22 protein-coding genes are annotated in these 26,120 nt (G+C 73.3%); 9 read left to right on the top strand and 13 right to left on the bottom strand.

The genetic code is table 11. The features are described from left to right. Positions 1-44 precede the first annotated feature (44 nt). Positions 45-1,325 (bottom strand): nucleotide sugar dehydrogenase, encoded by a 1,281-nt coding sequence (locus ACSURM_RS07100; protein ID WP_436960970.1) that lies wholly within the window; start codon positions 1,323-1,325, stop codon positions 45-47. A gap of 83 nt (positions 1,326-1,408) precedes the next feature. Next, on the bottom strand, positions 1,409-2,863 hold the full coding sequence (locus tag ACSURM_RS07095) for a glycosyltransferase family 4 protein (protein ID WP_436954098.1): 1,455 nt from the start codon (positions 2,861-2,863) through the stop codon (positions 1,409-1,411). A 143-nt stretch (positions 2,864-3,006) separates the two neighbouring features. Between ACSURM_RS07095 and wecB the strand changes: the two genes are divergently transcribed. From wecB to ACSURM_RS07075, 4 genes are read left to right on the top strand one after another with little or no spacing between them, the layout of a single operon-like run. Continuing rightward, complete coding sequence (gene wecB, locus ACSURM_RS07090) at positions 3,007-4,095, top strand: non-hydrolyzing UDP-N-acetylglucosamine 2-epimerase (protein WP_436954097.1); 1,089 nt, start codon at positions 3,007-3,009, stop codon at positions 4,093-4,095. Then, positions 4,088-4,732, top strand: coding sequence for a methyltransferase domain-containing protein (locus tag ACSURM_RS07085; RefSeq protein WP_436954096.1), 645 nt, complete (start codon positions 4,088-4,090; stop codon positions 4,730-4,732). The genes wecB and ACSURM_RS07085 overlap by 8 nt, the downstream gene beginning before the upstream one ends. After that, complete coding sequence (locus ACSURM_RS07080) at positions 4,732-6,552, top strand: hypothetical protein (protein WP_436954095.1); 1,821 nt, start codon at positions 4,732-4,734, stop codon at positions 6,550-6,552. The genes ACSURM_RS07085 and ACSURM_RS07080 overlap by 1 nt, the downstream gene beginning before the upstream one ends. Continuing rightward, positions 6,549-8,756 carry a glycosyltransferase gene (locus tag ACSURM_RS07075; RefSeq protein ID WP_436954094.1) on the top strand — a complete coding sequence of 736 codons (2,208 nt, stop codon included), beginning with the start codon at positions 6,549-6,551 and terminating at the stop codon, positions 8,754-8,756. The genes ACSURM_RS07080 and ACSURM_RS07075 overlap by 4 nt, the downstream gene beginning before the upstream one ends. Before the next feature lie 15 nt (positions 8,757-8,771). On the opposite strand, the gene ACSURM_RS07070 is transcribed toward ACSURM_RS07075, so the two are convergent. The 8 genes from ACSURM_RS07070 to tkt form a co-directional block, all read right to left on the bottom strand. Further along, positions 8,772-10,235 carry a membrane-associated oxidoreductase gene (locus ACSURM_RS07070; protein ID WP_436954093.1) on the bottom strand — a complete coding sequence of 488 codons (1,464 nt, stop codon included), beginning with the start codon at positions 10,233-10,235 and terminating at the stop codon, positions 8,772-8,774. A gap of 64 nt (positions 10,236-10,299) precedes the next feature. Continuing rightward, complete coding sequence (locus ACSURM_RS07065) at positions 10,300-10,887, bottom strand: histidine phosphatase family protein (RefSeq protein WP_436954092.1); 588 nt, start codon at positions 10,885-10,887, stop codon at positions 10,300-10,302. A gap of 6 nt (positions 10,888-10,893) precedes the next feature. After that, positions 10,894-11,772 carry a phosphogluconate dehydrogenase (NAD(+)-dependent, decarboxylating) gene (gene gnd / locus ACSURM_RS07060; protein WP_436954091.1) on the bottom strand — a complete coding sequence of 293 codons (879 nt, stop codon included), beginning with the start codon at positions 11,770-11,772 and terminating at the stop codon, positions 10,894-10,896. Between the two features lie 2 nt (positions 11,773-11,774). Continuing rightward, on the bottom strand, positions 11,775-13,427 hold the full coding sequence (pgi, locus tag ACSURM_RS07055; RefSeq protein WP_436954090.1) for a glucose-6-phosphate isomerase: 1,653 nt from the start codon (positions 13,425-13,427) through the stop codon (positions 11,775-11,777). Position 13,428: 1 nt separating this feature from the next. Beyond that, a complete protein-coding gene (gene opcA / locus ACSURM_RS07050) occupies positions 13,429-14,355 on the bottom strand; it encodes a glucose-6-phosphate dehydrogenase assembly protein OpcA (protein WP_436954089.1) in 927 nt (308 codons plus the stop codon). Beyond that, positions 14,352-15,938, bottom strand: coding sequence for a glucose-6-phosphate dehydrogenase (zwf, locus tag ACSURM_RS07045; protein WP_436954088.1), 1,587 nt, complete (start codon positions 15,936-15,938; stop codon positions 14,352-14,354). Before zwf ends, opcA begins: the two co-directional genes overlap by 4 nt. Next, positions 15,935-17,080: a transaldolase gene (gene tal, locus ACSURM_RS07040; RefSeq protein ID WP_436954087.1), complete on the bottom strand. Its 1,146-nt coding sequence runs from the start codon at positions 17,078-17,080 to the stop codon at positions 15,935-15,937. The genes zwf and tal overlap by 4 nt, the downstream gene beginning before the upstream one ends. 59 nt (positions 17,081-17,139) lie before the next feature. Further along, complete coding sequence (tkt, locus tag ACSURM_RS07035) at positions 17,140-19,215, bottom strand: transketolase (protein WP_436954086.1); 2,076 nt, start codon at positions 19,213-19,215, stop codon at positions 17,140-17,142. Between the two features lie 158 nt (positions 19,216-19,373). Here tkt and ACSURM_RS07030 point away from each other — a divergent pair, with 158 nt between their 5' ends. The 5 genes from ACSURM_RS07030 to ACSURM_RS07010 all read left to right on the top strand — a co-directional run bounded on the left by ACSURM_RS07030 (position 19,374) and on the right by ACSURM_RS07010 (position 23,874). Then, entirely contained in the window at positions 19,374-20,300 is a 927-nt protein-coding gene (locus tag ACSURM_RS07030; RefSeq protein WP_436960968.1) for a helix-turn-helix domain-containing protein, read from the top strand. Positions 20,301-20,492: 192 nt separating this feature from the next. Continuing rightward, positions 20,493-20,648, top strand: coding sequence for a hypothetical protein (locus tag ACSURM_RS07025; protein ID WP_359049334.1), 156 nt, complete (start codon positions 20,493-20,495; stop codon positions 20,646-20,648). Between the two features lie 109 nt (positions 20,649-20,757). Beyond that, positions 20,758-21,975, top strand: a complete 1,218-nt coding sequence (locus ACSURM_RS07020) for a hypothetical protein (RefSeq protein WP_436954085.1) — start codon at positions 20,758-20,760, stop codon at positions 21,973-21,975. A gap of 55 nt (positions 21,976-22,030) precedes the next feature. After that, entirely contained in the window at positions 22,031-22,633 is a 603-nt protein-coding gene (locus ACSURM_RS07015; RefSeq protein ID WP_436954084.1) for a hypothetical protein, read from the top strand. After that, positions 22,630-23,874, top strand: a complete 1,245-nt coding sequence (locus tag ACSURM_RS07010) for an MFS transporter (protein ID WP_436954083.1) — start codon at positions 22,630-22,632, stop codon at positions 23,872-23,874. Before ACSURM_RS07015 ends, ACSURM_RS07010 begins: the two co-directional genes overlap by 4 nt. 223 nt (positions 23,875-24,097) lie before the next feature. Here ACSURM_RS07010 and ACSURM_RS07005 read toward each other — a convergent pair whose 3' ends face one another. From ACSURM_RS07005 to ACSURM_RS06995, 3 genes are all read right to left on the bottom strand, one after another. Beyond that, on the bottom strand, positions 24,098-24,502 hold the full coding sequence (locus ACSURM_RS07005) for a hypothetical protein (protein WP_436954082.1): 405 nt from the start codon (positions 24,500-24,502) through the stop codon (positions 24,098-24,100). A gap of 29 nt (positions 24,503-24,531) precedes the next feature. Next, a complete protein-coding gene (locus ACSURM_RS07000; RefSeq protein WP_436954081.1) occupies positions 24,532-24,762 on the bottom strand; it encodes a hypothetical protein in 231 nt (76 codons plus the stop codon). Positions 24,763-24,927: 165 nt separating this feature from the next. After that, positions 24,928-26,016 carry a TerC family protein gene (locus ACSURM_RS06995; RefSeq protein WP_436954080.1) on the bottom strand — a complete coding sequence of 363 codons (1,089 nt, stop codon included), beginning with the start codon at positions 26,014-26,016 and terminating at the stop codon, positions 24,928-24,930. Positions 26,017-26,120 lie beyond the last annotated feature (104 nt).

Below are 26,120 nucleotides of genomic sequence, written 5' to 3'. Positions count from 1 at the left end.
CAGTGCCTTCCAACTCCCCGAGAACGCGAGGAAACGGCGTCGGGCTAGAGCGCTTCGACGCCGGGCTTGCTGATCCGCCCGCGGGTGTCGAACAGCAGCCGCGCGCTGTCCGCGAGGGCCTGCAGGTCGTAGGCGGAGTGGTCCTGGAGCAGGATCGTCAGGTCGTACTCGCGCAGCGCGGCCGTCAGGTCGCCGACGCGGGGCACCTCCGCCCCGTCCACCGACCACGCCGGCACGTGCGGGTCGTGGAAGGCGACGGCGGCCTCCCGCTGGCGCAGCAGCCGGGCCACCGGCTCCGCCGGGGTCTCGCGCAGGTCGGCGACGTCCGGCTTGTAGGTGACGCCGAGCAGCAGCACCCGGGAGCCGCGCAGCGGGCGGCCGGCGGAGTTGAGCAGGTCCTGGGCGCGGCGCACCACGTACTCCGGCATCCGCCGGTTGATCTCCTGGGCCAGCCCGACGAACCGGAAGTCGTACCCGAGGGACGAACGCACCTTGTACGACAGGTAGTTGGGGTCGATCGGGATGCAGTGCCCGCCCACCCCGGGGCTCGGCCGGAAGGCCTGGAAGCCGAAGGGCTTGGTGCCCGCGCAGCGGATCGCGTCCCACACGTCCACGTGCAACTCGCGGCTGATGATCGCCAGTTCGTTGACCAGCGCGATGTTCACGTGCCGGTAGGTGTTCTCCAGCAGCTTGGCCATCTCGGCCTCGCGGGTGCCCTTCGCCTGGACCACCATGTTCACGAACTTGGCGTAGAAGGCGACCGCGCGCACCGCGCACGCCGTGGTGCAGCCGCCGACCACCTTGGGGGTGTCGCGCAGTCCGTGCTGGGTGTTGCCGGGGTCGATCCGCTCGGGCGAGAAGGCGAGCGCGAAGTCCTCGCCGGCCCGCAGCCCGGACTCCTCCAGCAGCGGCCGTACGACCTCCTCGGTGGTGCCCGGGTACGTGGTCGACTCCAGCACCACCAGCTGCCCGGGGCGCAGCCGGCCGGCCACCGCGCGGGTCGCCGAGACGACCGCGCCCAGATCGGGCCCGCCGTCCGCGCCGAGCGGGGTCGGCACGCAGATCACCACGGTCTGCGCACCCGCCAGACAGGCGTCGTCGCAGGTGGCGGTGAAACCGGCCGCCCGCATCCGGCGCACCTCGTCGTCGGAGACGTCACCGACGTGCGAGCGGCCGGAGTTGAGCCCGGCGACGACCCGCGGGTCACGGTCCAGGCCCACCACGCGCAGGCCGGCCGAGGCCGCCTCGCGGGCCAGCGGCAGTCCGACGTAGCCGAGCCCGATGACGGCGAGTTCCACCTTCCCGTACGGCGGCGGCGCTTCCATGTCCCCGAGCGAGGGGGTCCGTTCGACCTGCATAGGGATTCACCCGGCCTTCGCGGCTGCACTGGTGGGGGGTTCGCGGGGCGTCAGAGGCAGCCCAGCGAGCGATACGCCTCGCGGGTCGTCGCGGCGACCCGGTCCCAGGTGCGTTCCCGCGCGACCCTCGCGCGGGCGGCGGCTCCCCATTCGAGCCGTCGCTTATGACTGTAAAGCACCCTTTCGAGTTCATCCGCCCAAGCGTGTGGCGATTCAGCGGGAATCAGCCGCCCGTTCACCCCGTGTTCGACCAGTTCCCGCAGTGCCGGAAGATCGCTGGCGAGCACCGGAAGCCCGCCCGCCATCGCCTCGACCGGCTTGAGCGGGGTCACCAGACGGCACACCCGGGCGTCCGTGCGCGGCACCGCGAACACGTCCAACGCCGCGTGGAAATGCCGGACTTGGTCATGCGGCACGCGCCCGGTGAACACGGCGGTGCCGTCGCCGGCCAGGCCCAGCCGGGCGGCCAGCCGCTCCAGCCGCGCCCGCTCCGGGCCGTCGCCGACGATCAGCAGCCGCAACGGCACCCCGCGCCGCCGCAGCAGTACACCCGCATGGAGCAATGTGCCGATCCCCTCGTGCGGGGTGAGGCTGCCGACCGTGCCCACCACGAACGCGTCCGGGGCGATCCCGAGGCGCGCCCGCACCCCGGCCCCGTCCGGCGGCGGCCCCAGGAACGCCGCGTCCACGGCGTTCGGCACGATCAGCACCCGCTCCTCGGGCACCCCGCGCGCCACGATCTCGGCCTTCATCGCGGCACCCAGCGTCAGCACCAGATCGGCCCGGCGCATGCAGTCTGTCTCCAGCTCCCGGCGCCCGCGGTAGACCGGGTCCGCGGCGGTGCGCGCCGGGTCCTGGCTCAGCCAGGTCTCCTCCAGGAAGCCCCGCACCTCGTAGACCACCGGCAGGCCGTAGACCTCGCGCAGGGCCAGGGCCACCCGGCCGTTGCCGTGATCGGTGGCCGCGTGCAGCACGGCCGGCCGCAGCCGCTCCACCAGCCGCCCCGCCAGCTCGGCGTTGCGGGCCAGCGCCGGGCCCTGCCCGTACGGCAGCCACCAGGGCAGCAGCCGGTGCTGCGGCACCCCGCCCACCAACTGGAGCGCACCGGCGTCCAGCACCCCCCGCGCCACCGGGAACCCGATCCGGGTCACCACGTGCGGATCGAGCCCGGCGGCCCGCTGCGCCTCGGCGAGCTTCTGGGTGCGCACGGTGTAGCCGGCGTGGGCGTACGGCAGCGAGTTGGTCACCAGATGCAGCACCCGCCCGGGCACCGGCCGCACCGGCCGCCCGGCGGGCGCGCTCACCCGAACGGCGGACGGCAGCGCGCCCGGTCCGGCCGGCCGGGCCCGGCCGCCCAGCCACCGCTCCACCGGCCGCACCCGGCGCCGCAGCCGCGCCGGCAGCAGCCGCAGCCCCAGCAACGCGGCCCGCGCCGGGTCCTGGCGCAACTCGCCCCACGCCACGGATGCGGCCAGACTGACAGCGCGGGGGACACGACGGGACATGCCGCCACGGTAGGCCGACGCGGCGCGCGGCGCCTCGGACGCGACCGCGCACCGGCGCCGGCCAGAGCACGACGCTCCCCTCGTCTCCCCGTGTGCTGCCCCTTGTTCGACCGCCCGCGGAAGGCGAGGACATGAACGGCGTCATGAACGGCCCAGTACTCCATGTGGTCGGCACCCGGCCCAACTTCGTGAAGGCGGCCCCGGTCGTCGCCGCGCTCCGGTCGGCCGGCTGCGACCAGACCCTGGTGCACACCGGACAGCACTACGACGCCCGGATGTCGGAGGTGTTCTTCCGCCAACTGGGGCTGCCCCGGCCGGACACCGACCTCGGCGTGGGCTCCGGCAGCCACGCCGGGCAGACCGCCGACCTGCTGGTGGCCCTGGAGGCCGAGCTGACCGCCCGCGCCCCGGCCCTCGTCGTGGTCTACGGCGACGTCAACTCCACGCTGGCCGCCGCCCTCGCCGCCGCCAAGCTGGGCCTGCCCGTCGCCCACGTCGAGGCCGGGCTGCGCAGCTTCGACATGGCGATGCCGGAGGAGGTCAACCGGCGCCTGGTCGACCAACTCGCCGGGCTGCTCTTCGCCACCAGCCCGGAGGCCGTCGGCCACTTGGCCCGCGAGGGCGCCGACCCGGCCCGGGTGCACTTCGTCGGCAACCCGATGATCGACACCCTGCTCACCCACCTGGACCTGTTCGACCCGGCCGCCGCCCGCGCCGCGCACGCACTGCCCGAGCGCTACGGCGTCGTCACCCTGCACCGCCCCGCCAACGTCGACGACCCCGCCGCCGCCCGCGCCGCCGCCGGCGCGCTCACCGAGGCGGCCCGCCACCTGGACCTCGCCGTCCCGCTGCACCCGCGCGGCCGGGACGCGCTGCGCGCGGCCGGCCTGGACGGCGCGCCCGGCGTGCACCTCCTCGAACCCCTCGGCTACGTCGAGTTCATGAGCCTGGTGCGCGGCGCCGCCGCCGTGATCACCGACTCCGGCGGGGTGCAGGAGGAGACCACCGTGCTCGGCGTGCCCTGTCTGACGCTGCGCACCACCACCGAACGCCCCGTCACCGTCACCCACGGCACCAACCGCCTGATCGACCCCGACGAGCTGGTCCCCGCCCTGTGCAAGGCACTCGACGGCGCCCCGGCCGCCCCCGCCGAGGGACCGCCGCTGTGGGACGGCAAGGCCGGCCCCCGGATCGCCCGCCTGATCACCCAGTGGCTGGAGCACCATGACTGACGCCGCCCTCGACCCCGACGCCCTCGACCACTGGGACGCCCGTTATTGCGAGCGGGACGGACTGGCCGCCGGCGGCCACCCGGAACTCGACCGGGCCGGCAACGAACTGTTCTACGCGCTCCGGCTCGGCACCCTGCTCGCCCTCATCGGCGACCTGCACTCCCCGGCCGCCCCGCTGTTCGTGCTCGACGCGGGCTGCGGCACCGGGTACTTCGCCCGCGCCCTGGACCGCTGCGGCCACCGCGTGGACGCCGTCGACGCCAGCCAGGAGGCCATCGACCGGGCCCGCGCCGCCGGTGACGGCCCCCGCTACACCCGGGCCCGGCTCGATGAGTGGCGCAGCCCGTGGCCGTACGACGTCGTGCTCTGCGTCGACGTCCTGTTCCACCTGCCGGACGACACCGAGTGGGCGGCGGCCCTGCGCAACCTGGCCTCCCTGGTGCGCCTCACCGGCCGGCTGATCGTCACCGACGCGGACACGCCCGTACCCCGGGCCCGCGACGGCCGGATCCGGCACCGGCCGGCGGACGCCTACCGCGCCGCCCTCGAACCCCTCGGCCTGCGCCACACCGCGTTCCGGCCCTACGGCTTCCGCGAGACCGAGACCGGCTTCCACGTCTTCACGAGGATCCGCTGATGCGCCTGACCGATCTGCTCCACCCGCACCTGGACGGCGTCACCACGGTCGTCGACGCCACCGGCCGGGCCCTGCGCCTCGCCCCCTGCCTCCACCTCCCCGACGGCGTCACCCTGCGCCGCGACGACGGACGGCGCGCCCTGCGCCGGGGCGACCTGGTGCTCCTGTCGTACGGGCCCGACCCCGCCGTGCACGGCACCGAGGACGCCCTGCTCGCCGCACTGCGCCGCCTGCGGCCCGGCGCCCGCGGCCTGCTGCTGTTCGGCCACCCCGGACCCGAACCCCCCTACCACCGGCTGCTGGACGACCTGGTGACCCAGCGCTGCCAGGTGCTGCGCGCAGCCCCGCTCGACTACGTCCACCTGCACGCCGGCGCGGTGTTCACCCGCCTGGCCTCCGACGAACTCCTGCCCCCGCACGACTGGTTCGGCCGCCCGGTGCCCACCGACGGCTTCGCCACCACCCTGCGCACGGCCGACGAGTACGTCCTCGCCGACCTCGCCGCCCGCACCCTGCGCGCCCGCCACCAGGACCTGGAACGCCGGGCCGAGGAGGCCGAACGCGCCCGGGACGCCGTCCGCGAGGACGGCCTCGCCGACCGGCTGGCCGCCACCGTGCGGGAGAAGGAGCAGCTGGCCTCCGCCCTGCGCCAGGCCCGCGACCGGGTCCAGGTGCTCCATGCCCGGGTGCACATGCTGGAGGGCTCCACCTCCCTCAAGGTGGGCCGGGCCCTGGTGTCGGCGGCCCGCTCGCCCCGGCGCGAGATGCCCGGACTGCCCCGCGAGCTGTACGGGCTGTGGCGGACCCGCTCCGCGCGCAGGACCGCGCCCGCCGCCCGGCCCGCCGCCGCCCGCACCGTGCCCGGAGCCGCCGCCGACGACCGCCTCCACCTCGTACACCGGGCGTTCGCCGCCACCCCCCGCGACCGGCTGGTGATCACCGGCGTGCTCACCGACGAGACCGCCGAGGACTTCGCGGCGGACGCCGTGGTGAACCGGCCGCTCCCGCACGACGGCCCCCCGCTCGTCCGGCGCACCGACCCCGACGCGGTCGTGGTCCAGCTCAGCGCGTGCACCGGACACGGCCCCTGGGCGCTCACCGGCACCGGCGCGGCCCCCGACCTGGACCGGCGGCTCGCGGAGCTCCTCACCGAGGCACGCGCCCTGGGCCGGTCGGCCGTGCTGTGGCGGGACGCCCCGGCGTCCGCCGCGCCCGGCCTCGCCCAGCTCGCCTGGGACGCCGTGCTGGACGCCGACACCGGGGTACGGCTGTCCCGGCTGGACGCGGGCCCGGACGCCCGGGAGCGGCTGCGGGAGGCGTTCCAGTGGGACAGCACCCGGGTCCGGCTGGCCGAGCTGGCCCGGCTGGTCGGCGCGCCCGACCCGCTGGCCGAACGCCGGGTCGCCGTGCTCGCCGCCCCCCGCGGCCGGCACGAGGCGGCCCGGCTCGTCGCCCAGGTGCTGGGCCAGCAGCACCGCCCCGCCGAGGTGGTCGTGCCCGCCCCGGACGGCCTGGAGGAACTCGACGCCGCGGGCGTGCCGGTGCGCACCGGGCCGCCCACCGCCGCCTGGGTCGCCGACTGGACCGACCTCACCGAGGACCGCCCGGACACCCTGCTGCTGGACCTGATGTGCGCCCAGGAGTACTCGGGCGCCGACGCGCTGGGCCACGCGGCGGGCGGCGCCGACTACACCTTCGTCCCCGAGCTGCGCCGGCCGCTGCTGGTCCGCCGCTCCCTGCACCTCGCGGGAGCCCCGCCCGCGAGCTGGTGCGGCCGGGGCCACCGACTGTTCGCCGTGCGCGGGAAGGAACCGTCATGAGCCGAGTGATCCGGGCCCTGGTCTACGGCGACGTGGACCTCAACCTCATCGACGGCTCCGCCGTCTGGGCCCAGTCGACCGTGCAGGCGCTGTCCCTGGCCGGGTGCGAGACCCGGCTGGTGCTCAAGTCGCCGGTGCACACCGGCCGGCTGACCGATCCGCTGGCCGGGCTGCCCGGGGTGAGCGTGGTCAGGCCCGCCGAGGAGCGCCTCGTCCCCGGGCAGGCCGGCCGGCCGCTGTCCCCGGTGCAGGCGTCCCGCCTGCTCACCCGGCTCGACGGGGACGAGCCCTGCGACCTGATCGTGCTGCGCGGCCGCCGCATCGTCGGCCAGGTCGTCGCCGACGGCCACTTCGACGGGCGGATCTGGGCCTACCTCACCGACATCCCGCAGTCCGCCGCCGCGATGACCGAGCGGGCCCGCACCGAACTCGGCCGCGTCGCCGCCGCCTCCCGGCTGCTGCTGTGCCAGACCGAGGAACTGCGCTGCTTCCTGGAGACCTGGGTGCCCCAGGCCTGCGGCCGCAGCGTGCTCTGCCCGCCCGCCGTGCCGGAACCCGGCTTCCCGGTGCCGGACCACGACCGGCCGCACGATCCGCTGCGGCTCGTCTACACCGGCAAGTTCGCCCCGCTGTGGAACACCCTGCCCATGACCCGGCTGCCCGCCCTGCTGGCCGAGCGGGGCGTCCGGGCCGAACTCCACACCGTCGGCGACAAGATCCACGAGGACCCCGGCCAGCCGGAGTTCCACGAGGCCATGTACCGGGCCCTGCACGGCTCCGCCCCCGGCGTCCGGCACCACGGCGGCCGGCCCCGCGAGGAGGCCATGCGCATCGCCGCCGGCTGCGACCTCGGCCTCGGCTGGCGCGATCCCCGGCTCGACGCCAGCCTCGAACTGTCCACCAAAGTCCTGGAGTTCGGCGCCCTCGGACTGCCCGTCGTGCTCAACCGCACGCCCGCGCACGAGGCACTGCTGGGCAGCGACTACCCCCTCTACGTCCCCGGCCGGGCCGAGGCCGAGGACGCCGCCGAGGCCGTGGCCCGCGCCGCCCGCGACCCCGAGGCCCGCCGGCTCGCCGCCGGCCGCTGCCGTGCCGCCGCGAGCCGGTACACCCTGACGGCCGCCGCCGGACGCTGGCGCGCCCACCTCGACCGGGTCTTCCCGCCCGCGCCCCCCGCCGTCGCCCACCGCTCCCGCCCGCTGCGGATCGGCGTCGCCGGCCACGACCTGAAGTTCCTCACCCGGCTGCTGGACCACTTCCGCGCCCTGCCCGGGCTCGACGTCCGGGTGGACGCCTGGCCCGCGCTGGCCCGGCACGACCAGGCCGCGAGCCGCGACCTCGCCGACTGGGCCGACGTGGTGGTGGTCGAGTGGTGCGGCCCGGCCGCCGTCTGGTACAGCCGCCACAAACGGCGCGGCAGCCGGCTGGTGATCCGCCTGCACCGCTTCGAACTCGACGCCGAATGGCCGCACCAGGTCGACATCGACGCCGTCGACCGGGTCGTCTGCGTCAGCCCCTACTACGCCCGTCGCACCCTGGAACGCACCGGCTGGCCCGCGGACAAGGTCGTCACCGTGCCCAACTGGGTGGACGCCGACCAGCTCGACCGGCCCAAGGCGCCCGGCGCCCGGTTCCGCCTCGGCATGATCGGCATCGCGCCCAGCCGCAAACGCCTCGACCTCGGCCTCGACGTCCTGGAACTGCTGCGGGCCGAGGACCGGCGCTGGCAGCTGTCGGTCAAGTCCAAGCCGCCGTGGGAGTACTGGTGGATCTGGAACAAGCCGGAGGAACGCGCGCACTACGAGGCGATCCTGCGCCGCGTCCAGACCTCCCCGCTGCTCGAAGGGGCCGTCGTCTTCGACGACTTCGGCGCCGATGTGCCCACCTGGCTGCGCCGCGTCGGGCATGTGCTGTCCACCAGCGACGACGAGTCCTTCCACCTCGCCCCGGCCGAGGGCATGGCCTCCGGCGCCGTGCCCGCGCTGCTGCCCTGGCCCGGCGCCGACGAGGTCTACGACCGGCGGTGGATCCACGCCGGCCCGCCGGCGATGGCCGAGGCGATCGCCGGGCTCGGCACCGACGGGGAGACCTGGCGGGAGGCCGGCGAGACGGCCCGCGCCCAGGTACGCCGCACCTACGCGCTGGACCGGGTGGCGGCGGCCTGGACGGACCTGCTGGTCACCGGCCGGGTCACGGACGGCTGACCGAGCGGGAGCGCCTCACTGGCGGCTGACCGTGCGGGTGACACCGGCGATCACCGTCGTCGCCAGGATCCACCCGGTGAGCACCAGCACGTAGGCCAGCACCTGGTACGCGCCGTGCGGCGCGAACGCGGAGTCCTGCCCGAAGGAGATCACCGGCAGCAGCAGGTCGAGCGTGTAGAACACCGGGTGGAACGGCGGCGCCTCGCCCGCCTTCAGCGGACGCGGATGGTTCAGCGCGAAGGCGAGCGAGCCGAGCGCGAGCAGCGACAGCAGCCAGCCGGCGGCCCGCAGCGGACGGAAGCCGTAGCCCACGGTGACGTCCTGGACCAGGCCCCACAGCCGCCCGTACCAGGGCAGCGTGTGCCGGTGCCGGCGCTGCTTGGCGAGCTGCACCAGCCGGGCCGCGTGATCGTCGCCGACCCGCCGGTAGGCGGCCGTCAACTGCTCGTAGGTGTGCGGGACATACCCGTCGCGCTCGCGCAGCAGCATGGGCAGCCGGCGCTCGGCCGGCTCGTGCGGGACGAGCGAGGTGTACGTCAGGTCGCCGAGCAGCACCGTCTTCGGCACCGAGGCCGGTTCCAGCAGCAGGACGTCGAGCTGGGCGCGGCGCAGATTGAGGGCGCCCTCCATGGGCGGGGCCTTGCGCAGCCACAGCTCCCCGATGGTGGAGCTGCCCGCCCGCAGCGCCGAACCGCCCGGATGCGCGAGCCGGGTGTACGACAGGTCGAGCCGCCCCGCGATCCGGGCGCCGCGCAGCCCCGTCCAGCCGCGCACCTCGGCGTCCCGGACCAGCATGTCCCCCTCGACGGTGAGCGTCTCCGCGTCGAGCGCCGCGTGCCCGGGGTTGCCGAGCCGGGCCTCGTTGAGGTTCAACGACCCGGCGACGCTCGCGCCGTTGAGGCGGATCTGCCCCTGGGTGCGCAGCCCCGGCGCCCACAGGTCGGCGCCGAGCGCCGCCTGGTTGAGCTGGAGCACCGGCTCCGCGGCGCCGGGCGCGGCCACCTCGGCGCCCTCCAGGTACAGGCTGCCGGTGATCCGGGCGCCGCCGAGCCGCAGCGTGCCGTGGCAGCGGGTGCGGGTCAGCCGCAGCACCCCGTCCACCTGCACGGCGTGGGCGACCAGGCCGGGCAGCACGGACTCGCTGAGGTTCAGCTCCCGCAGCCGGGCGGCGTAGCAGCGCGGGGCCTCGTCGAAGTGGCAGTGGCGCAGCCGCACCGGGTGGTCGATCGTCGCGTACTGCAGATCGAGCCGCCCGGTGATCCGGGCGCCCGCCACGCTCAGCGACGGTATCTCCCCGTCCCGGCGCTCCCCGTCGAGCAGCAGCGCCCGCAACACCCCGGCCCGCACGGTCCGTTCGGGCCCCCACCCCGCCGCGTCGGCGGGGTCCTCGTCGGCCGTCTCCCGGAAGTCCACGAACTCCCCGCGCGGGAACGCCCGCCACACCCGCTCCTCGGCCGCCGTCAGATTGTCGATCTCCACCAGCCGGACTCTGACCCGGGACCGAACCGGCTGTCAATGTCCGCTTCCGACGGCGGCCGGCGCGCTACGGCCGGACGTTCCACTCCGCGATCACCGGGTGGCCGTGTTCCGTGGACAGGCGGCTGACCGTGCCCGTGGCCAGCCGGAACAGGCGGCCGTCGGCGGGCGGCAGGCCCAGGCGGCGGGCGGTGAGGACGCGCAGGAAGTGGGCGTGGGCGACGAGGACCACGTCCCCCTCGGCCAGCGCGGGTGCCACGCGGGCCAGGACCCGGTCGGCGCGGGCGCCGATCCGGTCCGGGGACTCGCCCGGGTGACCCTCGGGGCCGGGCGGGACGCCGTCGGTCCACAGGTCCCAGTCCGGGCGGGTGCGGTGGATCTCGGCGGTGGTGATGCCCTCGTAGCCGCCGTAGTCCCACTCGTGCAGGTCGGGATCGGGCTCGATCCCGGGTATGCCGGCCAGTTCGGCGGTGCGCAGCGCGCGGCTCAGCGGGCTGGACAGCGCGCGGGCGTAGGTCCGGCCGGTGAGGAGCGGGGCGAGGGACTTGGCCTGTTCCTCGCCCTGTCCGGTCAGCGGCAGGTCGGTCCAGCTGGTGTGCTGTCCCGACCTGCTCCACTCCGTCTCACCGTGGCGGACCAGCAGCAGGTCCCCCACGGCGGGTCAGCCCTTCTTCTCGACCGCGTGGCCGCCGAACTGGTTGCGCAGCGCGGCGATCATCTTCATCTGCGGGGAGTCGTCCTGGCGCGAGGCGAACCGCGCGAAGAGGGACGCGGTGATCGCGGGCAGCGGCACGGCGTTGTCGATTGCCGCCTCCACCGTCCAGCGTCCCTCGCCGGAGTCCTCCGCGTACCCGCGCAGGGCCTCCAGATGCTCGTCCTCGTCGAGGGCGTTGACCGCGAGGTCCAGCAGCCAGGACCGGATGACCGTGCCCTCCTGCCAGGAGCGGAAGACCTCGCGGACGTTCTCGACGGACGTCACCTTCTCCAGCAGTTCCCAGCCCTCGGCGTAGGCCTGCATCATGGCGTACTCGATGCCGTTGTGGACCATCTTGGAGAAGTGCCCGGAGCCGACCCGGCCCGCGTGCACATAGCCGTACGGGCCCTCCGGCTTGAGCGCGTCGAAGATCGGCCGCAGCCGGTCCACGTGCTCCTTGTCGCCGCCGACCATGAGCGCGTAGCCGTTCTCCAGGCCCCACACGCCGCCGGAGACACCGGCGTCGACGAAGCCGATGCCCTTGATGCCGAGCGCGGCGGCGTGCTTCTCGTCGTCCGTCCAGCGGGAGTTGCCGCCGTCGATGACGGTGTCACCGGGGGAGAGCAGGTCGCCGAGTTCGTCGATGACGGTCTGGGTGGCGGTGCCGGCCGGGACCATCACCCACACATGGCGGGGCGCGTCGAGCTTCTCGACCAGTTCGGCGAGGCTCTTGACGTCGGAGACCTCGGGGTTGCGGTCGTAGCCGATGACGGTGTGGCCGGCGCGGCGGATCCGCTCGCGCATGTTGCCGCCCATCTTGCCGAGGCCGATGAGACCGAGCTGCATGATCAGTTCTCCGATGCGTTCTTGAATGTGCGGTAGGCGGCGACGAGGGCCGTGCTGGACGGGTCGAGACCGGGGACGTCGGCGCCCTCGGTGAGCGCGGGTTCGACCTTCTTGGCGAGGACCTTGCCGAGCTCCACGCCCCACTGGTCGAAGGAGTCGATGTTCCACACCGCGCCCTGGACGAACACCTTGTGCTCGTAGAGGGCGATCAGCTGGCCGAGCACGGACGGGGTCAGCTCGGTGGCCAGGACGGTGGTGGTGGGGTGGTCGCCGCGGAAGGTGCGGTGCGTCACCTGCTCCTCGGCGACGCCCTCCGCGCGGACCTCCTCGGCGGTCTTGCCGAAGGCCAGCGCCTGGGTCTGGGCGAAGAAGTTGGCCATCAACAGGTCGTGCTGGGCCTTGAGTTCCTCGCTCAGTTCGCCGACGGGCCGGGCGAAGCCGATGAAGTCCGCCGGGATCAGCTTGGTGCCCTGGTGGATCAACTGGTAGTAGGCGTGCTGCCCGTTGGTGCCGGGCGTGCCCCACACCACCGGACCGGTCTGCCAGTCCACCGGCCTGCCGTCGCGCTGCACCGACTTGCCGTTGGACTCCATGTCCAGCTGCTGGAGGTAGGCGGTGAACTTGGACAGGTAGTGCGAGTACGGCAGCACCGCGTGCGACTGGGCGTCGTGGAAGTTGCCGTACCAGATGCCCAGCAGGCCCAGCAGTAGCGGTGCGTTGGCCTCGGCGGGCGCGGTGCGGAAGTGCTCGTCCATCAGGTGGAAGCCGTCGAGCATCTCCCGGAACCGGTCCGGGCCGATCGCGATCATCAGGGACAGGCCGATCGCGGAGTCGTAGGAGTACCGGCCGCCGACCCAGTCCCAGAACTCGAACATGTTGTCCGTGTCGATGCCGAACCCGGCGACCTTCCCGGCGTTCGTCGACAGCGCCACGAAGTGCTTCGCCACGGCCTTCTCGTCGCCGTCGAAGGCGTCCAGCAGCCAGGACCGCGCCGAGGTGGCGTTGGTGATCGTCTCGATCGTCGTGAACGTCTTGGACGCGACGATGAACAGCGTCTCGGCCGGGTCCAGGTCGCGGACGGCCTCGTGCAGGTCGGCGCCGTCCACGTTCGACACGAACCGGAAGGTCAGGTCGCGGGCGGTGTAGGGGCGCAGCGCCTCGTAGGCCATCGCGGGGCCGAGGTCGGAGCCGCCGATGCCGATGTTGATCACATTGCGGATGCGCTTGCCGGTGTACCCGGTCCACTCGCCGGAGCGGACCCGGTCGGCGAAATCGGCCATCCTGTCCAGCACCGCGTGCACCTTGGGCACGACGTTCTCGCCGTCGACCTCGATCACGGCGTCCCGCGGGGCGCGCAGCGCGGTGTGCAGCACCGCCCGGTCCTCCGTGACGTTGATCCGCTCGCCGCGGAACATGGCGTCCCGCAGCGCGAACACGCCGGTGGCGGCGGCGAGTTCCTGGAGCAGGGCCAGGGTCTCGTCGGTGATCAGGTGCTTGCTGTAGTCGATGTACAGGTCGCCGACCCGTACGACGTACCGCTCGGCGCGGCCGGGGTCCGCCGCGAACAGCTCCCGCAGGTGCGGGCGGCCCTGGGCGCGGTGGTCGGCGAGGGCCGTCCACTCGGGGCGGTGGGTGAGCTTCGGGAACTCCGCCATCTCAGGCATTCTCCTTGGGGGCCACGCCCTGGAGGGCGATGGCGTACATCTCGTCGGCGTCGAGGCGGCGCAGCTCCTCGGCGATGAGTTCGGAGGTGGCGCGGACCTTCAGGGCGAGGGTGCGCGGCGGCTGGCCGGGCAGGGTCAGCGTGGCGAGCGGGCCCTCGGGCCGGTCCACGACGATGTCGCCGTTCGCGGTGCCGAGCCGGACGGTCGTCACGAACGGGCCGGCGCTGTGCACCCGGTCCACGGACACCTTCAGGCGGGCCTCCAGCCAGCGGGCGAGCAGCTCGGCGCTGGGGTTGTCGGCCTCCGCCTCCACGGCCGCCGAGGTCACCGGCACCCGGGCCTGGTCCAGGGCGGCGGCCAGCATCGACCGCCACAGGGTCAGCCGGGTCCAGGCCAGGTCGGTGTCGCCGGGCGCGTAGCAGCGGGCGCGGGTGTCGAGGACCTCCAGCGGCCGTTCGACGGCGTACAGGTCGGTGATCCGGCGCTGGGCGAGCGCGCCCAGGGGGTCCTTGGCCGGGGCCTCGGGGGCGTCCACCGGCCACCACACGACGACCGGGGCGTCCGGCAGCAGCAGCGGCAGCACCACGGAGTCGGCGTGGTCGGACACCTCGCCGTAGGTGCGCAGCACCACCGTCTCGCCGGTGCCGGCCTCGGAGCCGACCCGTACCTCGGCGTCCAGCCGGGAGTGGGTGCGGTCGCGCAGGGTGCGGGCGTGCCGCTTGATGACGACCAGGGTCCGCGAGGGGTGTTCGCGCGAGGCGTCCTCGGCGGCCTTGATCGAGTCGTAGGCGTTCTCCTCGTCCGTGACGATGACCATCGTCAGGACCATGCCCACGGCGGGCGTCCCGATGGCGCGGCGGCCCCGCACCAACGCCTTGTTGATCTTGCTTGCCGTGGTGTCGGTCAGGTCGATCTTCATGGCCTGCGCCAGCTCCGTCCGTCTCGTGCGAGCATCTCGTCGGCTTCCCTCGGTCCCCAGCTGCCCGACGCGTACTGCGCCGGCCTGCCGTGCGCCGCCCAGTACTCCTCGATCGGGTCGAGGATCTTCCAGGACTCCTCCACTTCCTGGTGACGCGGGAAGAGGTTGGCGTCGCCGAGCAGCACGTCCAGGATGAGCCGCTCGTACGCCTCCGGGCTCGACTCGGTGAACGACTCGCCGTAGGCGAAGTCCATGGACACGTCCCGGATCTCCATCGAGGTGCCCGGCACCTTCGACCCGAACCGGACGGTCATGCCCTCGTCGGGCTGGACCCGGATGACGATGGCGTTCTGGCCCAGCTCCTCGGTGGCGGTGGAGTCGAACGGGGAGTGCGGGGCCCGCTTGAAGACCACCGCGATCTCGGTGACCCGGCGGCCCAGCCGCTTGCCGGTGCGCAGGTAGAAGGGGACGCCCGCCCAGCGGCGGTTGTCGATGCCCAGCTTGATCGCGGCGAAGGTGTCGGTCTTCGACTTGGGGTCGATGCCGTCCTCCTGGAGGTAGCCGACGACCTTCTCGCCGCCCTGCCAGCCGGGCGCGTACTGGCCGCGCACGGTGTGCCGGCCCAGGTCCTCCGGCAGCCGCACCGACTTCAGCACCTTCAGCTTCTCGGTGAGCAGCGCCTCGGCGTCGAACGCGATCGGCTCCTCCATGGCGGTGAGCGCCATCAGCTGGAGCAGGTGGTTCTGGATGACGTCGCGGGCGGCGCCGATGCCGTCGTAGTAGCCGGCCCGGCCGCCGATGCCGATGTCCTCGGCCATGGTGATCTGCACGTGGTCGACGTAGGACCGGTTCCAGATCGGCTCGTACATCTGGTTGGCGAAGCGCAGCGCCAGGATGTTCTGGACGGTCTCCTTGCCGAGGTAGTGGTCGATCCGGAACACCTGGTCCGGCTCGAACACCTCGTGCACGATCGCGTTCAGCTCGCACGCGCTGGCCAGGTCGTGGCCGAACGGCTTCTCGATGACCGCGCGGCGCCAGGAGCCCTCGGGCGGGTTCGCCAGCCCGTGCTTCTTCAGCTGCTGCACGACCTTCGGGAAGAACTTCGGCGGCACCGAGAGGTAGAAGGCGAAGTTGCCGCCGGTGCCCCGGGAGGCGTCCAGCTCCTCGACGGCGTCCTTCAGCTGCTTGAAGGCGGTGTCGTCGTCGAAGTCGCCGGGGATGAAGCGCATGCCCTCGGCGAGCTGCTGCCACACCTCCTCGCGGAACGGGGTGCGGGCGTGCTCGCGCACGGCGTCGTGGACGACCTGCGCGAAGTCCTGGTCCTCCCACTCGCGGCGGGCGAACCCGACGAGGGAGAAGCCCGGCGGCAGCAGTCCGCGGTTGGCCAGGTCGTAGACGGCCGGCATCAGCTTCTTGCGGGACAGGTCGCCGGTCACCCCGAAGATGACCAGGCCCGACGGCCCGGCGATACGGGGCAGCCGGCGGTCACGGGCGTCCCGCAGCGGGTTCGCCCAGTCGGCGGCCGGCAGCACCGGCACGCGCACCTCGTCGGATGCCTGGGCGGCGGGGGCGTTGTCGGTCATCGGGCGTCAGCTCCCTTGCTCTTCAGGGACGTGGCGACGGCGTCCAGCAGCTCCTGCCAGGCCGCCTCGAACTTCGCGACGCCCTCGTCCTCCAGCTGCTGGACGACCTGGTCGTAGGAGATGCCGAGCCGCTCCACGGCGGCCAGGTCGGCGCGGGCCTGCGCGTAACCGCCGGTCACCGTGTCGCCGGTGATCTCGCCGTGGTCGGCGACGGCGTTCAGGGTGGCCTCGGGCATGGTGTTGACCGTGCCGGGCGCGACCAGCTCGTCCACGTACAGGGTGTCCTTGTACGCCGGGTCCTTCACCCCGGTCGAGGCCCACAGCGGACGCTGCTTGTGGGCGCCCGCCTCCGCGAGGGCCTGCCAGCGGCCGGAGGCGAAGACCTCCTCGTACGCCTCGTAGGCCAGCCGGGCGTTGGCGAGGGCAGCACGGCCCTTGAGGGCCAGGGCCTCTTCGCTCCCGAACGCGGTCAGCCGCTTGTCGATCTCGCTGTCCACGCGGGAGACGAAGAAGGACGCCACCGAGTGGATGGTCGACAGGTCGATGCCGCGCTCGCGGGCCTTCTCCAGGCCGGCCAGGTAGGCGGCCATGACCTCGCGGTAGCGCTCCAGGGAGAAGATCAGGGTCACGTTGACGCTGATGCCGAGGCCGATCACCTCGGTGATCGCCGGCAGGCCGGCCTTGGTCGCCGGGATCTTGATCATCACGTTGGGCCGGTCGACCAGCCAGGCCAGCTGCTTGGCCTCGGCGACGGTGGCCTCGGTGTGGTGGGCCAGGCGCGGGTCGACCTCGATGGAGACCCGGCCGTCCCGGCCGTCGGTGGCGTCGTACACGTCCCGCAGGATGTCGGCGGCGGCGCGCACGTCGGCGGTGGTCATCATCCGCACGGCCTCGTCCACCGTGACCCCGCGGACGGCGAGGTCGGCGAGCTGCTCCTCGTAACCCTCCCCGGAGCCGATGGCGGCCTGGAAGATCGAGGGGTTCGTGGTGACACCGACGGCGCTCCCGCTCGCCACCAGCTCGGCGAGGCTGCCCGAGGTGATCCGCTTGCGCGACAGGTCGTCCAGCCAGATGGACACGCCCTCGTCGGCGAGGCGCTTGAGGGCTCCCGGGGTCGCGATTGCTTCGGTCACTGTGCTCATCTTTCTACTTCTGCGTCGGTATCGGGCGCGGTGTGCGCCGGTTTCGGTGGGGGTCGGTGTCAGGCGCGCGCGGCGGCGAGCGACTCGCGGGCCCGCGCGGCGACGTTCTCGGGGGTGAAGCCGTACTCGGCGAACAGGGTCTTGGCGTCCGCGGAGGCGCCGAAGTGCTCCAGCGAGACGACGCGTCCGGCGTCGCCCACGTAGCGGTACCAGGTCAGGCCGATCCCGGCCTCGACGGCGACCCGGGCCTTCACGGCCGGCGGCAGCACCCGCTCGCGGTACTCGCGCGGCTGCTCCTCGAACCACTCCACGGACGGCATGGACACCACGCGGGTACCGGTGCCCGCGGCCTCCAGCAGCTCCCGCGCGGCCACGGCGAGGTGCACCTCGGAGCCCGTCGCGATGATGATCACCTCCGGGACCTCCGTCGAGGACTCGCGCAGTACGTAGCCGCCCTTGGCCGCGTCCTCGTTCGGCGCGTACACCGGCACGCCCTGGCGGGTCAGCGCGAGCCCGTGCGGGGCCGGGTGCGTGGCGTGCCTCTTCAGGATCTCGGCCCAGACGATCGCGGTCTCGTTGGCGTCCGCCGGGCGGACGACGTTCAGGCCCGGGATGGCGCGCAGCGAGGCCAGGTGCTCGACCGGCTGGTGGGTGGGGCCGTCCTCGCCCAGGCCGATGGAGTCGTGCGTCCACACGTACGTCACCGGCAGCTGCATCAGCGCCGACATCCGCACGGCGTTGCGCATGTAGTCGGAGAAGACCAGGAAGGTGCCGCCGTAGATCCGGGTGTTGCCGTGCAGGGCGATGCCGTTCATCTCCGCGGCCATGGAGAACTCGCGGATGCCGAAGTGCACGGTACGGCCGTACGGGTCGGCCTCGGGCAGCGGGTTGCCCTCCGGCAGGAAGGAGCTGGTCTTGTCGATGGTGGTGTTGTTCGAGCCGGCCAGGTCGGCGGAGCCGCCCCACAGCTCGGGGACCACGGGGCCGAGCGCCTGGAGCACCTTGCCGGAGGCGGCCCGGGTGGCGACCGACTTGCCCTCCTCGAAGACGGGCAGGGCGTCCTCCCAGCCCGCGGGCAGCTCGCCCTTGCTCACCCGGTCGAACAGCTCGGCCCGCTCCGGCTGGGCGGCGCGCCACTCGGCGATCCGCTTGTCCCAGGCCGCGTGCGCCTCGGCACCGCGGTCCAGGGCCCGGCGGGTGTGCTTCAGGACCTCGTCGGACACCTCGAAGGTCTGCTCCGGGTCGAAGCCGAGCAGGCGCTTGGTGGCGGCGATCTCCTCCTCGCCGAGCGCGGAGCCGTGGGATGCCTCGGTGTTCCGCGCGTTCGGGGCGGGCCAGGCGATGATCGTGCGCATGGCGATGATGGAGGGCCGGTCGGTCTCGGCCTGCGCGGCCTTCAGCGCCCGGTACAGGGCGGGGGCGTCGATGTCGCCCTCGGCGGTGGGCTCGATCCGCTGGGTGTGCCAGCCGTAGGCCTCGTACCGCTTCAGCACGTCCTCGGAGAAGGCGGTCGCGGTGTCGCCCTCGATGGAGATGTGGTTGTCGTCGTAGAGGAAGACCAGGTTGCCGAGCTTCTGGTGGCCGGCCAGCGAGGACGCCTCGGCGGAGACGCCCTCCTGGAGATCGCCGTCGGAGACGATCGCCCAGATGGTGTGGTCGAAGGGGGAGGCGCCGGCCGGGGCGTCCGGGTCGAAGAGGCCGCGCTCGTAACGGGCGGCCATCGCCATGCCGACGGCGTTGGCCACGCCCTGGCCGAGCGGGCCGGTGGTGGTCTCCACACCGGCGGTGTGGCCGTACTCGGGGTGGCCCGGCGTCTTCGAGCCGTGCGTGCGGAACGCCTTCAGGTCGTCCAGCTCCAGCTCGTACCCGGCGAGGAACAGCTGGGTGTAGAGGGTCAGCGAGGTGTGGCCGGGGGAGAGGACGAAGCGGTCACGGCCGGTCCACTCGGGGTCCGCCGGGTCGTGACGCATCACCTTCTGAAAGATCGTGTACGCGGCAGGTGCCAGGCTCATCGCGGTGCCGGGGTGCCCGTTGCCCACCTTCTGCACCGCGTCGGCCGCGAGAAGCCGGGCGGTGTCCACGGCACGCCGGTCGAGGTCGGTCCACTCGAAGCCGTCGGAGGTCTGCGTCGTCATCTTCAAGAAGTCCTCGTTGAGTGCGGGATGGGTGGCCTGACGTGTTCAAACTTAAAAGTCTGACTTTTTCGAGGAAAGGTCGGGGTGTGTCAGCCTGTGGTGAATCTGGGACAGTGATCGAACGACGGGAACGGTAAGAAAAGGGCATGGCGGTCATAATGGGGCAGGCTGACGGCGGCGGGGCCGGTGACGGCGACGCCGGTCGCGACGAGGCCGCAGGTGGCGACGGGATCAGAACCTTCCCCTTCCCGGCCGAGCTGGCCGTCGGCGGTGTCGGCATGCAGATCGGCCCCATGGGGACCGACCGCACCTGGCACGCCGAGGCCCCCCTGCACCGCGTCCACCGCATCGACTTCCACGTGGTCATGCTCTTCACCGGCGGCCCCGTACGGCACATGATCGACTTCGCCGAGTACGAGGCCGGCGCCGGCGACCTGCTGTGGATCCGCCCCGGACAGGTCCACCGCTTCTCCCGGGACTGCGAGTACCGCGGAACCGTCCTGACCATGCAGCCCGGCTTCCTGCCCCGCTCCACCGTCGAGGCCACGGGCCTGTACCGCTACGACCTGCCGCCGCTGCTGCACCCCGCCCCGGCGCGGCTCGCCGCGCTCCAGGCCGCCCTCGACCAGCTCCGCCGCGAGTACGAGGACACCGCCACGCTCCCGCTCAGCCTGCACACGGCCGTCCTGCGGCACACCCTGACCGCGTGCCTGCTGCGGCTGGCCCATCTCGCCGCCAGTTCCGCGGAGACGTGCCCGCCCCACGCCGACAGCACCTTCATCCGCTTCCGGGACGCCGTCGAGCGGGGCTTCGCCGCCAACCACAGCGTCAGCGCCTATGCCGACGCCCTCGGCTACTCCCGCCGCACCCTGGTCCGCGCCGTCCGCGCCGCCACCGGCGAGACCCCCAAGGGCTTCATCGACAAGCGCGTGATCCTGGAGGCCAAGCGCCTCCTCGCGCACACCGACATGCCGATCGGCCGCGTCGGGGCGGCCGTCGGCTTCCCCGACGCGGCCAACTTCTCCAAGTTCTTCCACCTGCACACCGGTCAGACGCCGGTGGCCTTCCGGGCGGACATGCGGTAGGGCCGGGCGCGGCCGACGGCCGCGCGCGAACGGGGGTTTGAGGTGCGAACGTGTGTTTCCAGCCAACCGCCCTGTTTTCTATTGACTATTGATTGACCATCTCTTTACCTTCGGTGGCGATGGGCGAGCGACAACGCCCTGGGTCGTCTGTTCGTGCAGAAACGTTAAATCTCGTATCTTCCGGAGGTTCCCATGGACCAGCTCATCAAGCGCATGACCGAGGAATCCGTGTGGCAGCGCTGGGTCGCCGTCAACTCCGCCGAGGCGGCGAAGGACGGCTGCATCAGCGCCGCGCCCAAGAGCGGCTGCATCAGCGTGACGGCGAAGAGCGGTTGTATCTCCCGCTGACGTCGGGGCCGTTCCGCTGACACGCCGGGCTGCCGGCGCGGCCTCCGCCGCGCCGGCAGCCCTCCGCCACCACCGCCGACACCGCCCCGGAGATCCCCCTGTGAACCGCATGCCGAGTGCCGACGTGCTGGACAAGGTGCGCGACATCCCGATCTACCGCGCCTCCGTAGAGCGGGGCCACTTCCCGATCCTGGAGAAGCCGGAGATCGCCCGGGGCTTCCCCGACAACTGGATGACCCCGCGACTGGCCCGCGCGCTGGAGACGGGAGAGGCCGAGTTCGTCTTGTCCACGGGCACCAACCACGCCCGTATGCAGATCATCCGGCCGCCCTACTTCCTGCTCCGCTCCTACTACCGCCTGTGGCAGGAGCACCCCGAACTCGGGGCCTCCTGGCACGCCGGGGCCCGGCGGGTCTCGCTGACCACCGTGCTGGCCACCGAGCACGTGGCCCGTGTCAACGCCCGCAAGCCCGGCGCGACCCCCGGTGAACGCTGGCTCGACGACCGCACGCTGTACCTCAACCGCCGCCTGGACCCGGCCGACTGGGAGCGCGAGGACGTCGAGCGCATGCTCGGCGAGATCCGGGAGGTGGCCGGCGCCCACCCCGACGGCGCCTATCTCCTGGACTGCTCCGGCTACCACCTGGCCCACCTGGTCCGCAAAGTCTCCGCCTGGGGCCTGTGGGACGGCTTCCCCCGCCCGGCGGGCATCGTCCACGCCTACGAGTACACGCCGCTCAACGTCCGCGCCTATCTGCGGTCGCACTTCGACTGCCCCGTGGTCGACCTCTTCGGCAGCACCGAACTCGGCTACCTCTTCTACAGCGACGCCGAGGGCCGCTACCGGCCGTACCTGACGGACATGAGCGTCGAACTGATCCCGGTGGCGCCGGGCAGCGGCATCCACAGCCTCATCGTCACCAGCGTCCGCAACCCGTACATGCCGCTGGTCCGCTACCGCTCCGGCGACTGCGTCCGCACCCACGACGGCAGCACCGACCCGGAGCGGATCGTCTCCTTCTGCGGCCGGGAGAAGGAACTCCTGCCCACCCCCGAAGGACCCGTCGCCCAGGCCGACCTCGATGGCCGCATCACCGGCGTCAGCGGCCGCGTCTTCCTGCACCACCTGAGGCTGACCGGCGACGACACCTGCCTGCTGGCCTACACCACCTTCGACGACGTACCGCTCACGCCCGACGAGACCGCCCGGCTCGCCGCCGACGTCACGGCCCTGACCGGGCGCTCCTGCCAGGTGGAGCACCGCGCCCGCCTGCCGATCGGGCGCTCCGGCAAGTACGCCTGGCTGTCCGCGCCCGACCCGTCCTGACCCGCCCTCACGGCGCCCCCTCACCCGGCCCGGCCACGATCCCGACAGGAATCCCATGCCCACGTCCGCAGCGCCCGCCCTCTCCGGCGGCGCCACCGAACCGGCCCCCACCGCCGAGGAGTTGCTCGGCCCCGTCCTGCACGACGAGGTGGTCCGGCACTTCCTGGCCAAGCCCGGCAGCCCCACCGAAGACGTCGTCCGGCACCAGGTCCGCGAGTGCCTGCGCTACCTGTACCTGGTCTCCCGCCACCCCGACCGGCTCGGCGGCCTCTTCCTCCCCGTCGAGCAGGACATCGACGAGATCTGGCACTACCTCATCCTGCAGACCCGCGAGTACCGGGAACTGTGCGAACAGCGGCTGCCCGGCGCCCGCTTCATCCACCACCGGAGCATCTCCTACGACGCCTACCAGGAGGCTCCCGGGCGGGACACGGCCGCCGAGGAGGCGCTGCGCTGGATCCCCCACTACATGGCCGCGTTCGGCCCCTTCGACGAGGACGCCGTGCCGCACTGGACGATCGTGCGGTTCCTGCGCGACGAACTCGGCCTGTCCCTGGCCCAGATCGCCGCCCTGGCCGACGACGCGACGCCCTCCGAGCAGCCCGCCGGGACACCGGGACGGGACGGCGCGGCGGCCCCGGTGCGGTCGGCCACATGACCCGGACGGCCCCGGCGCCCGCGACGCCGGGCGCCTCCCGGGCGCCGGGCCGCGCGCTGACGGTACTCGTCGTCTCCCAGGTGCTCGGCGGTGCCGGGACGGCGGCCGGCATCACGGTCGGCGCCCTGCTCGCCCAGGACCTGTTCGATTCCACGAGCCTGTCCGGGCTGCCGGTCGCGCTGTTCACCATCGGCGCGGCCCTCGGCGCCGCGGCCCTCGGGCGGGTCTGTCAGCACCGGGGGCGCCGTGTCGGGCTGGCGCTCGGCAACGGCGTGGCCGCCGCCGGCAGTGCGGGAGTGGTGGCGGGGGCCGCGGCCCACCAGCCCGCCCTGCTGCTGGCCGCGCTCTTCGTGTACGGGGCGGGTACGGCCACGGGGCTGCTCGCGCGCTACGCCGGCGCCGAGCTGGCCCCACCCGCCCGGCGCGGCCGGGCCGCCGGCACGGTGCTGGTCGCCATGACCCTGGGCGCGGTCGCGGGCCCGAACCTCGTCGGCCCCACCGGCCAGCTCGCCCACGCCTGGGGCATCCCACGGCTGGCCGGGCCCTTCCTGCTGGCGACGGCCGCCTACACGGCGGCGGCCCTGGTACTGCTGGTGTGGCTGCGCCCCCTCCCGGCGCCCCCGGAACCGGCCGCGGAAGACCCCGGCGCGGGACCGGCCTCCGGGGCCGGGCCCCGCGAGCCGGTGCGCGGGACCTCCGGTGTGGTCACCGGTGCCACCGTGATGGTCGTCGCGCAGCTGGTGATGATCTCCGTGATGACCATGACGCCGGTGCACCTGACCGGCCACGGGCACGGAACGCAGACCGCCGGTCTGGTCATCGCCCTGCACGTGGGCGCGATGCTCCTGCCGTCACCGCTCAGCGGCCTGCTCGCGGACCGGGTCGGCGGCGGACCCGTGGCGGCCGTGTCCGGTGGCGTCCTGCTGGGCGGCGGCCTGCTCGCGGGCCTCGCCCCGCCGGCCTCCGTCGTCCTGTCGGCCTGTGCGCTCGTCCTCCTCGGCATCGGCTGGAATCTGGCCCTGATCGGCGGCACCACCCTGCTCACCCACGCCGCCCCCGCCGAGACCCGGGCCACGGTGCAGGGCCTCGCGGACGTGGGCATGTCCGTGGCGGGCGCGACGGGCGGCATGGTGTCGGGCCTGGTGGTGACGGGCAGCGGTTACCCGACTCTGGCGGTGGCGGCCGGAGCCCTCGCCCTGGCGGTGATCCCCGCGGTGGCGCTGCGCGGCTCACCCCGGTGACAACCGGCGCGCCCGCACAGCTCGGTCCCCGCCCGGCGGCGCGCCGGGCCGACCGCCCTCGAAGCGTCGGCCGGCCGACCCGGTAGGTCGGCCGGCCAGCCGGGTGGCGTCGGTCGGCCAGGTGGGGGAGGCCGGGGCCGGCGGAACCGGGAAGCCAGGGTCGGCGGACCGGGGGGGCCAAGGGCGGCGGAGCGGGAGGCCGCCGTCCGGTGGTGCCCCGTTGTCACCGGAGCCGTCGCGCCGTCCGGTGCGGCCGTGGGCGGCGTCGCGGCAGGTGCCGGCGCAGCCACCGCAGCGGGTGGCGGGCGAGGACCGGGACCGCCGGGCGCGGGGCCGAAGGGCCGGGCGAGGCGCGGGGGACGACGGTGCAGGTGCCCTCCGCCTCCATGACACAGACGGGCCCGCTTCCGGCCCCGGTCCGCCAGTCGACGCGGACGGTCACGGGCCGTGGCGGGTCGCCGGGCAGTTCCGCGGTCAGCTCGATCACGCGCTCACGGTGACCACGCCGGTGCCGGGCGGCCACCACCTTGCCGTCGACCAGGACCTCCGTGGGTTCCCGCGCGGTGCCGGTCCGCACGGTGACCGAATGGCCCTCCCGGTCGAGGTGGAAGCGGTGGTCACGGGTCATGGGCCACCTCCTCGGACCCGGCTCGCGCCTCAGTGGCGTATGCGCCCGGCCCTTCTGTCCCGGGCGCCGCGCAGCCGGCCGATGAGCTCCGCCTCCGAGACATACTCCGGGCATCGGGGGTTGTGGCAGGGACCGGCCGTCCAGACCGGTATGAAGATGCCGAAGCTCTTGTGGCGCTCCACGACGGTGCCCACCGGCTGTTTGCACGAGCCGCAGACGAATTCCGACGTGCGCGTCCGGTGTTTCTGTTCGCCCCTCATGACCGCCATTTTACTGTCCCTTGGTGATGCTTTGCCATCACTTTAAAGAGTGACTTCGCTGAGCGCGCCCGGTGCGCCCGGTGCGCGCGGCTCGGCGGCGCCTCGGGTGTCCTCGGCCGTGCCTCGGGTGTTCTCGGCCGTGCCTCAGATGTTCTCGGTCGTTCCTCATGCGTCGTGGGGCGGTTCCGGCCTCCGGCGGGGTTCGCCCGGCGGGTCCGGCCCGGAGGTGCGCGGGGCGCCACCGGCCGAGCCGCCCCCGTCGGCGGCGGCGGACGCGGATTCCGCGGGCGCCTCCGCGTGCCCCGGAGGGGTGGCGCCGGGCGGCGGCGGGCGCAGCAGGCTGAGGCCGACGGACACGGCCAGGACGATGGCGATGACGGCGAGGCTGACCAGCGAGGGGATCTCGGGCACGGCGCTGCTGATCGTCTTGTGCGAGGCCTGGAGGACGAGTTTGACGCCGATGAAGGCGAGGATGAGAGCCAGGCCCTTGCTGAGGTAGTGGAAGCGGTCGAGCAGGCCGGCGAGCATGAAGTACAGCGCGCGCAGGCCGAGGATGGCGAAGGCATTGCTGGTGTAGACGATGAACGCGTCGTTGCTGACGGCCAGCACGGCGGGCACGCTGTCGACGGCGAAGACGATGTCGGCGGCCTCGATCGCGGCGACGACGGCCAGCAGCGGGGTGGCGACGTGCTTGCCGGCCTCCTTCACGAAGAAATGCGTGCCGGCGTACTCGTCCCGGACGGGTACCACCTTGCGCAGCAGGCGTACGGCGATGCTCTTGCCGGGATCGAAACTGTCGTCCTCCTCCCGGAGGATCTTGTACGTGCTGTAGAAGAGGACGGCCGCGAAGACGAACAGGACCGCCGTGAAGCGGCTCACCACGGCCACGCCCGCGGCGAGGAAGATGCCGCGGAAGACCAGGGCGCCGAGGACGCCGAGGAACAGCACCCGGTGCTGATAGGCCCGCGGCACCCTGAAGTACCCGAAGATCAGCGCGAACACGAACAGGTTGTCGACCGACAGGCTCTTCTCCAGCAGCCACGCGGTCGTGTACTCCACACCGGCGGTCGTCCCGACCACGAGGAAGACGACCGCGCCGAAGGCGATGGCCAGTCCGACCCAGACCGCGCTCCAGGCGGCGGCCTCGCGGAAACGGATGACATGGGCGTGCCGGTGCGCGAGCAGATCCACGGCCAGCGACACCAGTACGGTGACGGCGAAGACCATCCAGAGCCACAGCGGCACACTGTGCACGGTTCCGACCCTTCCGGCGCGACGGACCGGTCATCTCTCGGGAGACCGGTCATTCCTCGGAAGACCGGTCATCTCTTCCGAGTCTGAGGGATGCGGCAACGGCT

The sequence above is a fragment of the Streptomyces sp. SudanB182_2057 genome (assembly GCF_964272715.1).
Taxonomy (GTDB): Bacteria; Actinomycetota; Actinomycetes; order Streptomycetales; family Streptomycetaceae; genus Streptomyces; species Streptomyces rubradiris.
This window is presented reverse-complemented; position numbering and strand designations above follow the sequence as displayed.

Coding starts and splice junctions, on each gene's coding strand:
- tal (WP_436954087.1), bottom strand. CDS start 17,080: ATGAGCACAGTGACCGAAGCAATCGCGACCCCGGGAGCCCTCAAGCGC.
- ACSURM_RS07015 (WP_436954084.1), top strand. CDS start 22,031: ATGCCCACGTCCGCAGCGCCCGCCCTCTCCGGCGGCGCCACCGAACCG.
- ACSURM_RS07005 (WP_436954082.1), bottom strand. CDS start 24,502: ATGACCCGTGACCACCGCTTCCACCTCGACCGGGAGGGCCATTCGGTC.
- ACSURM_RS07000 (WP_436954081.1), bottom strand. CDS start 24,762: ATGAGGGGCGAACAGAAACACCGGACGCGCACGTCGGAATTCGTCTGC.
- ACSURM_RS07100 (WP_436960970.1), bottom strand. CDS start 1,325: ATGGAAGCGCCGCCGCCGTACGGGAAGGTGGAACTCGCCGTCATCGGG.
- ACSURM_RS07085 (WP_436954096.1), top strand. CDS start 4,088: ATGACTGACGCCGCCCTCGACCCCGACGCCCTCGACCACTGGGACGCC.
- ACSURM_RS07025 (WP_359049334.1), top strand. CDS start 20,493: ATGGACCAGCTCATCAAGCGCATGACCGAGGAATCCGTGTGGCAGCGC.
- ACSURM_RS07095 (WP_436954098.1), bottom strand. CDS start 2,863: ATGTCCCGTCGTGTCCCCCGCGCTGTCAGTCTGGCCGCATCCGTGGCG.
- ACSURM_RS07080 (WP_436954095.1), top strand. CDS start 4,732: ATGCGCCTGACCGATCTGCTCCACCCGCACCTGGACGGCGTCACCACG.
- zwf (WP_436954088.1), bottom strand. CDS start 15,938: ATGACCGACAACGCCCCCGCCGCCCAGGCATCCGACGAGGTGCGCGTG.
- ACSURM_RS07010 (WP_436954083.1), top strand. CDS start 22,630: ATGACCCGGACGGCCCCGGCGCCCGCGACGCCGGGCGCCTCCCGGGCG.
- ACSURM_RS07020 (WP_436954085.1), top strand. CDS start 20,758: ATGCCGAGTGCCGACGTGCTGGACAAGGTGCGCGACATCCCGATCTAC.
- wecB (WP_436954097.1), top strand. CDS start 3,007: ATGAACGGCCCAGTACTCCATGTGGTCGGCACCCGGCCCAACTTCGTG.
- tkt (WP_436954086.1), bottom strand. CDS start 19,215: ATGACGACGCAGACCTCCGACGGCTTCGAGTGGACCGACCTCGACCGG.
- opcA (WP_436954089.1), bottom strand. CDS start 14,355: ATGAAGATCGACCTGACCGACACCACGGCAAGCAAGATCAACAAGGCG.
- ACSURM_RS07030 (WP_436960968.1), top strand. CDS start 19,374: ATGGGGCAGGCTGACGGCGGCGGGGCCGGTGACGGCGACGCCGGTCGC.
- pgi (WP_436954090.1), bottom strand. CDS start 13,427: ATGGCGGAGTTCCCGAAGCTCACCCACCGCCCCGAGTGGACGGCCCTC.
- gnd (WP_436954091.1), bottom strand. CDS start 11,772: ATGCAGCTCGGTCTCATCGGCCTCGGCAAGATGGGCGGCAACATGCGC.
- ACSURM_RS07075 (WP_436954094.1), top strand. CDS start 6,549: ATGAGCCGAGTGATCCGGGCCCTGGTCTACGGCGACGTGGACCTCAAC.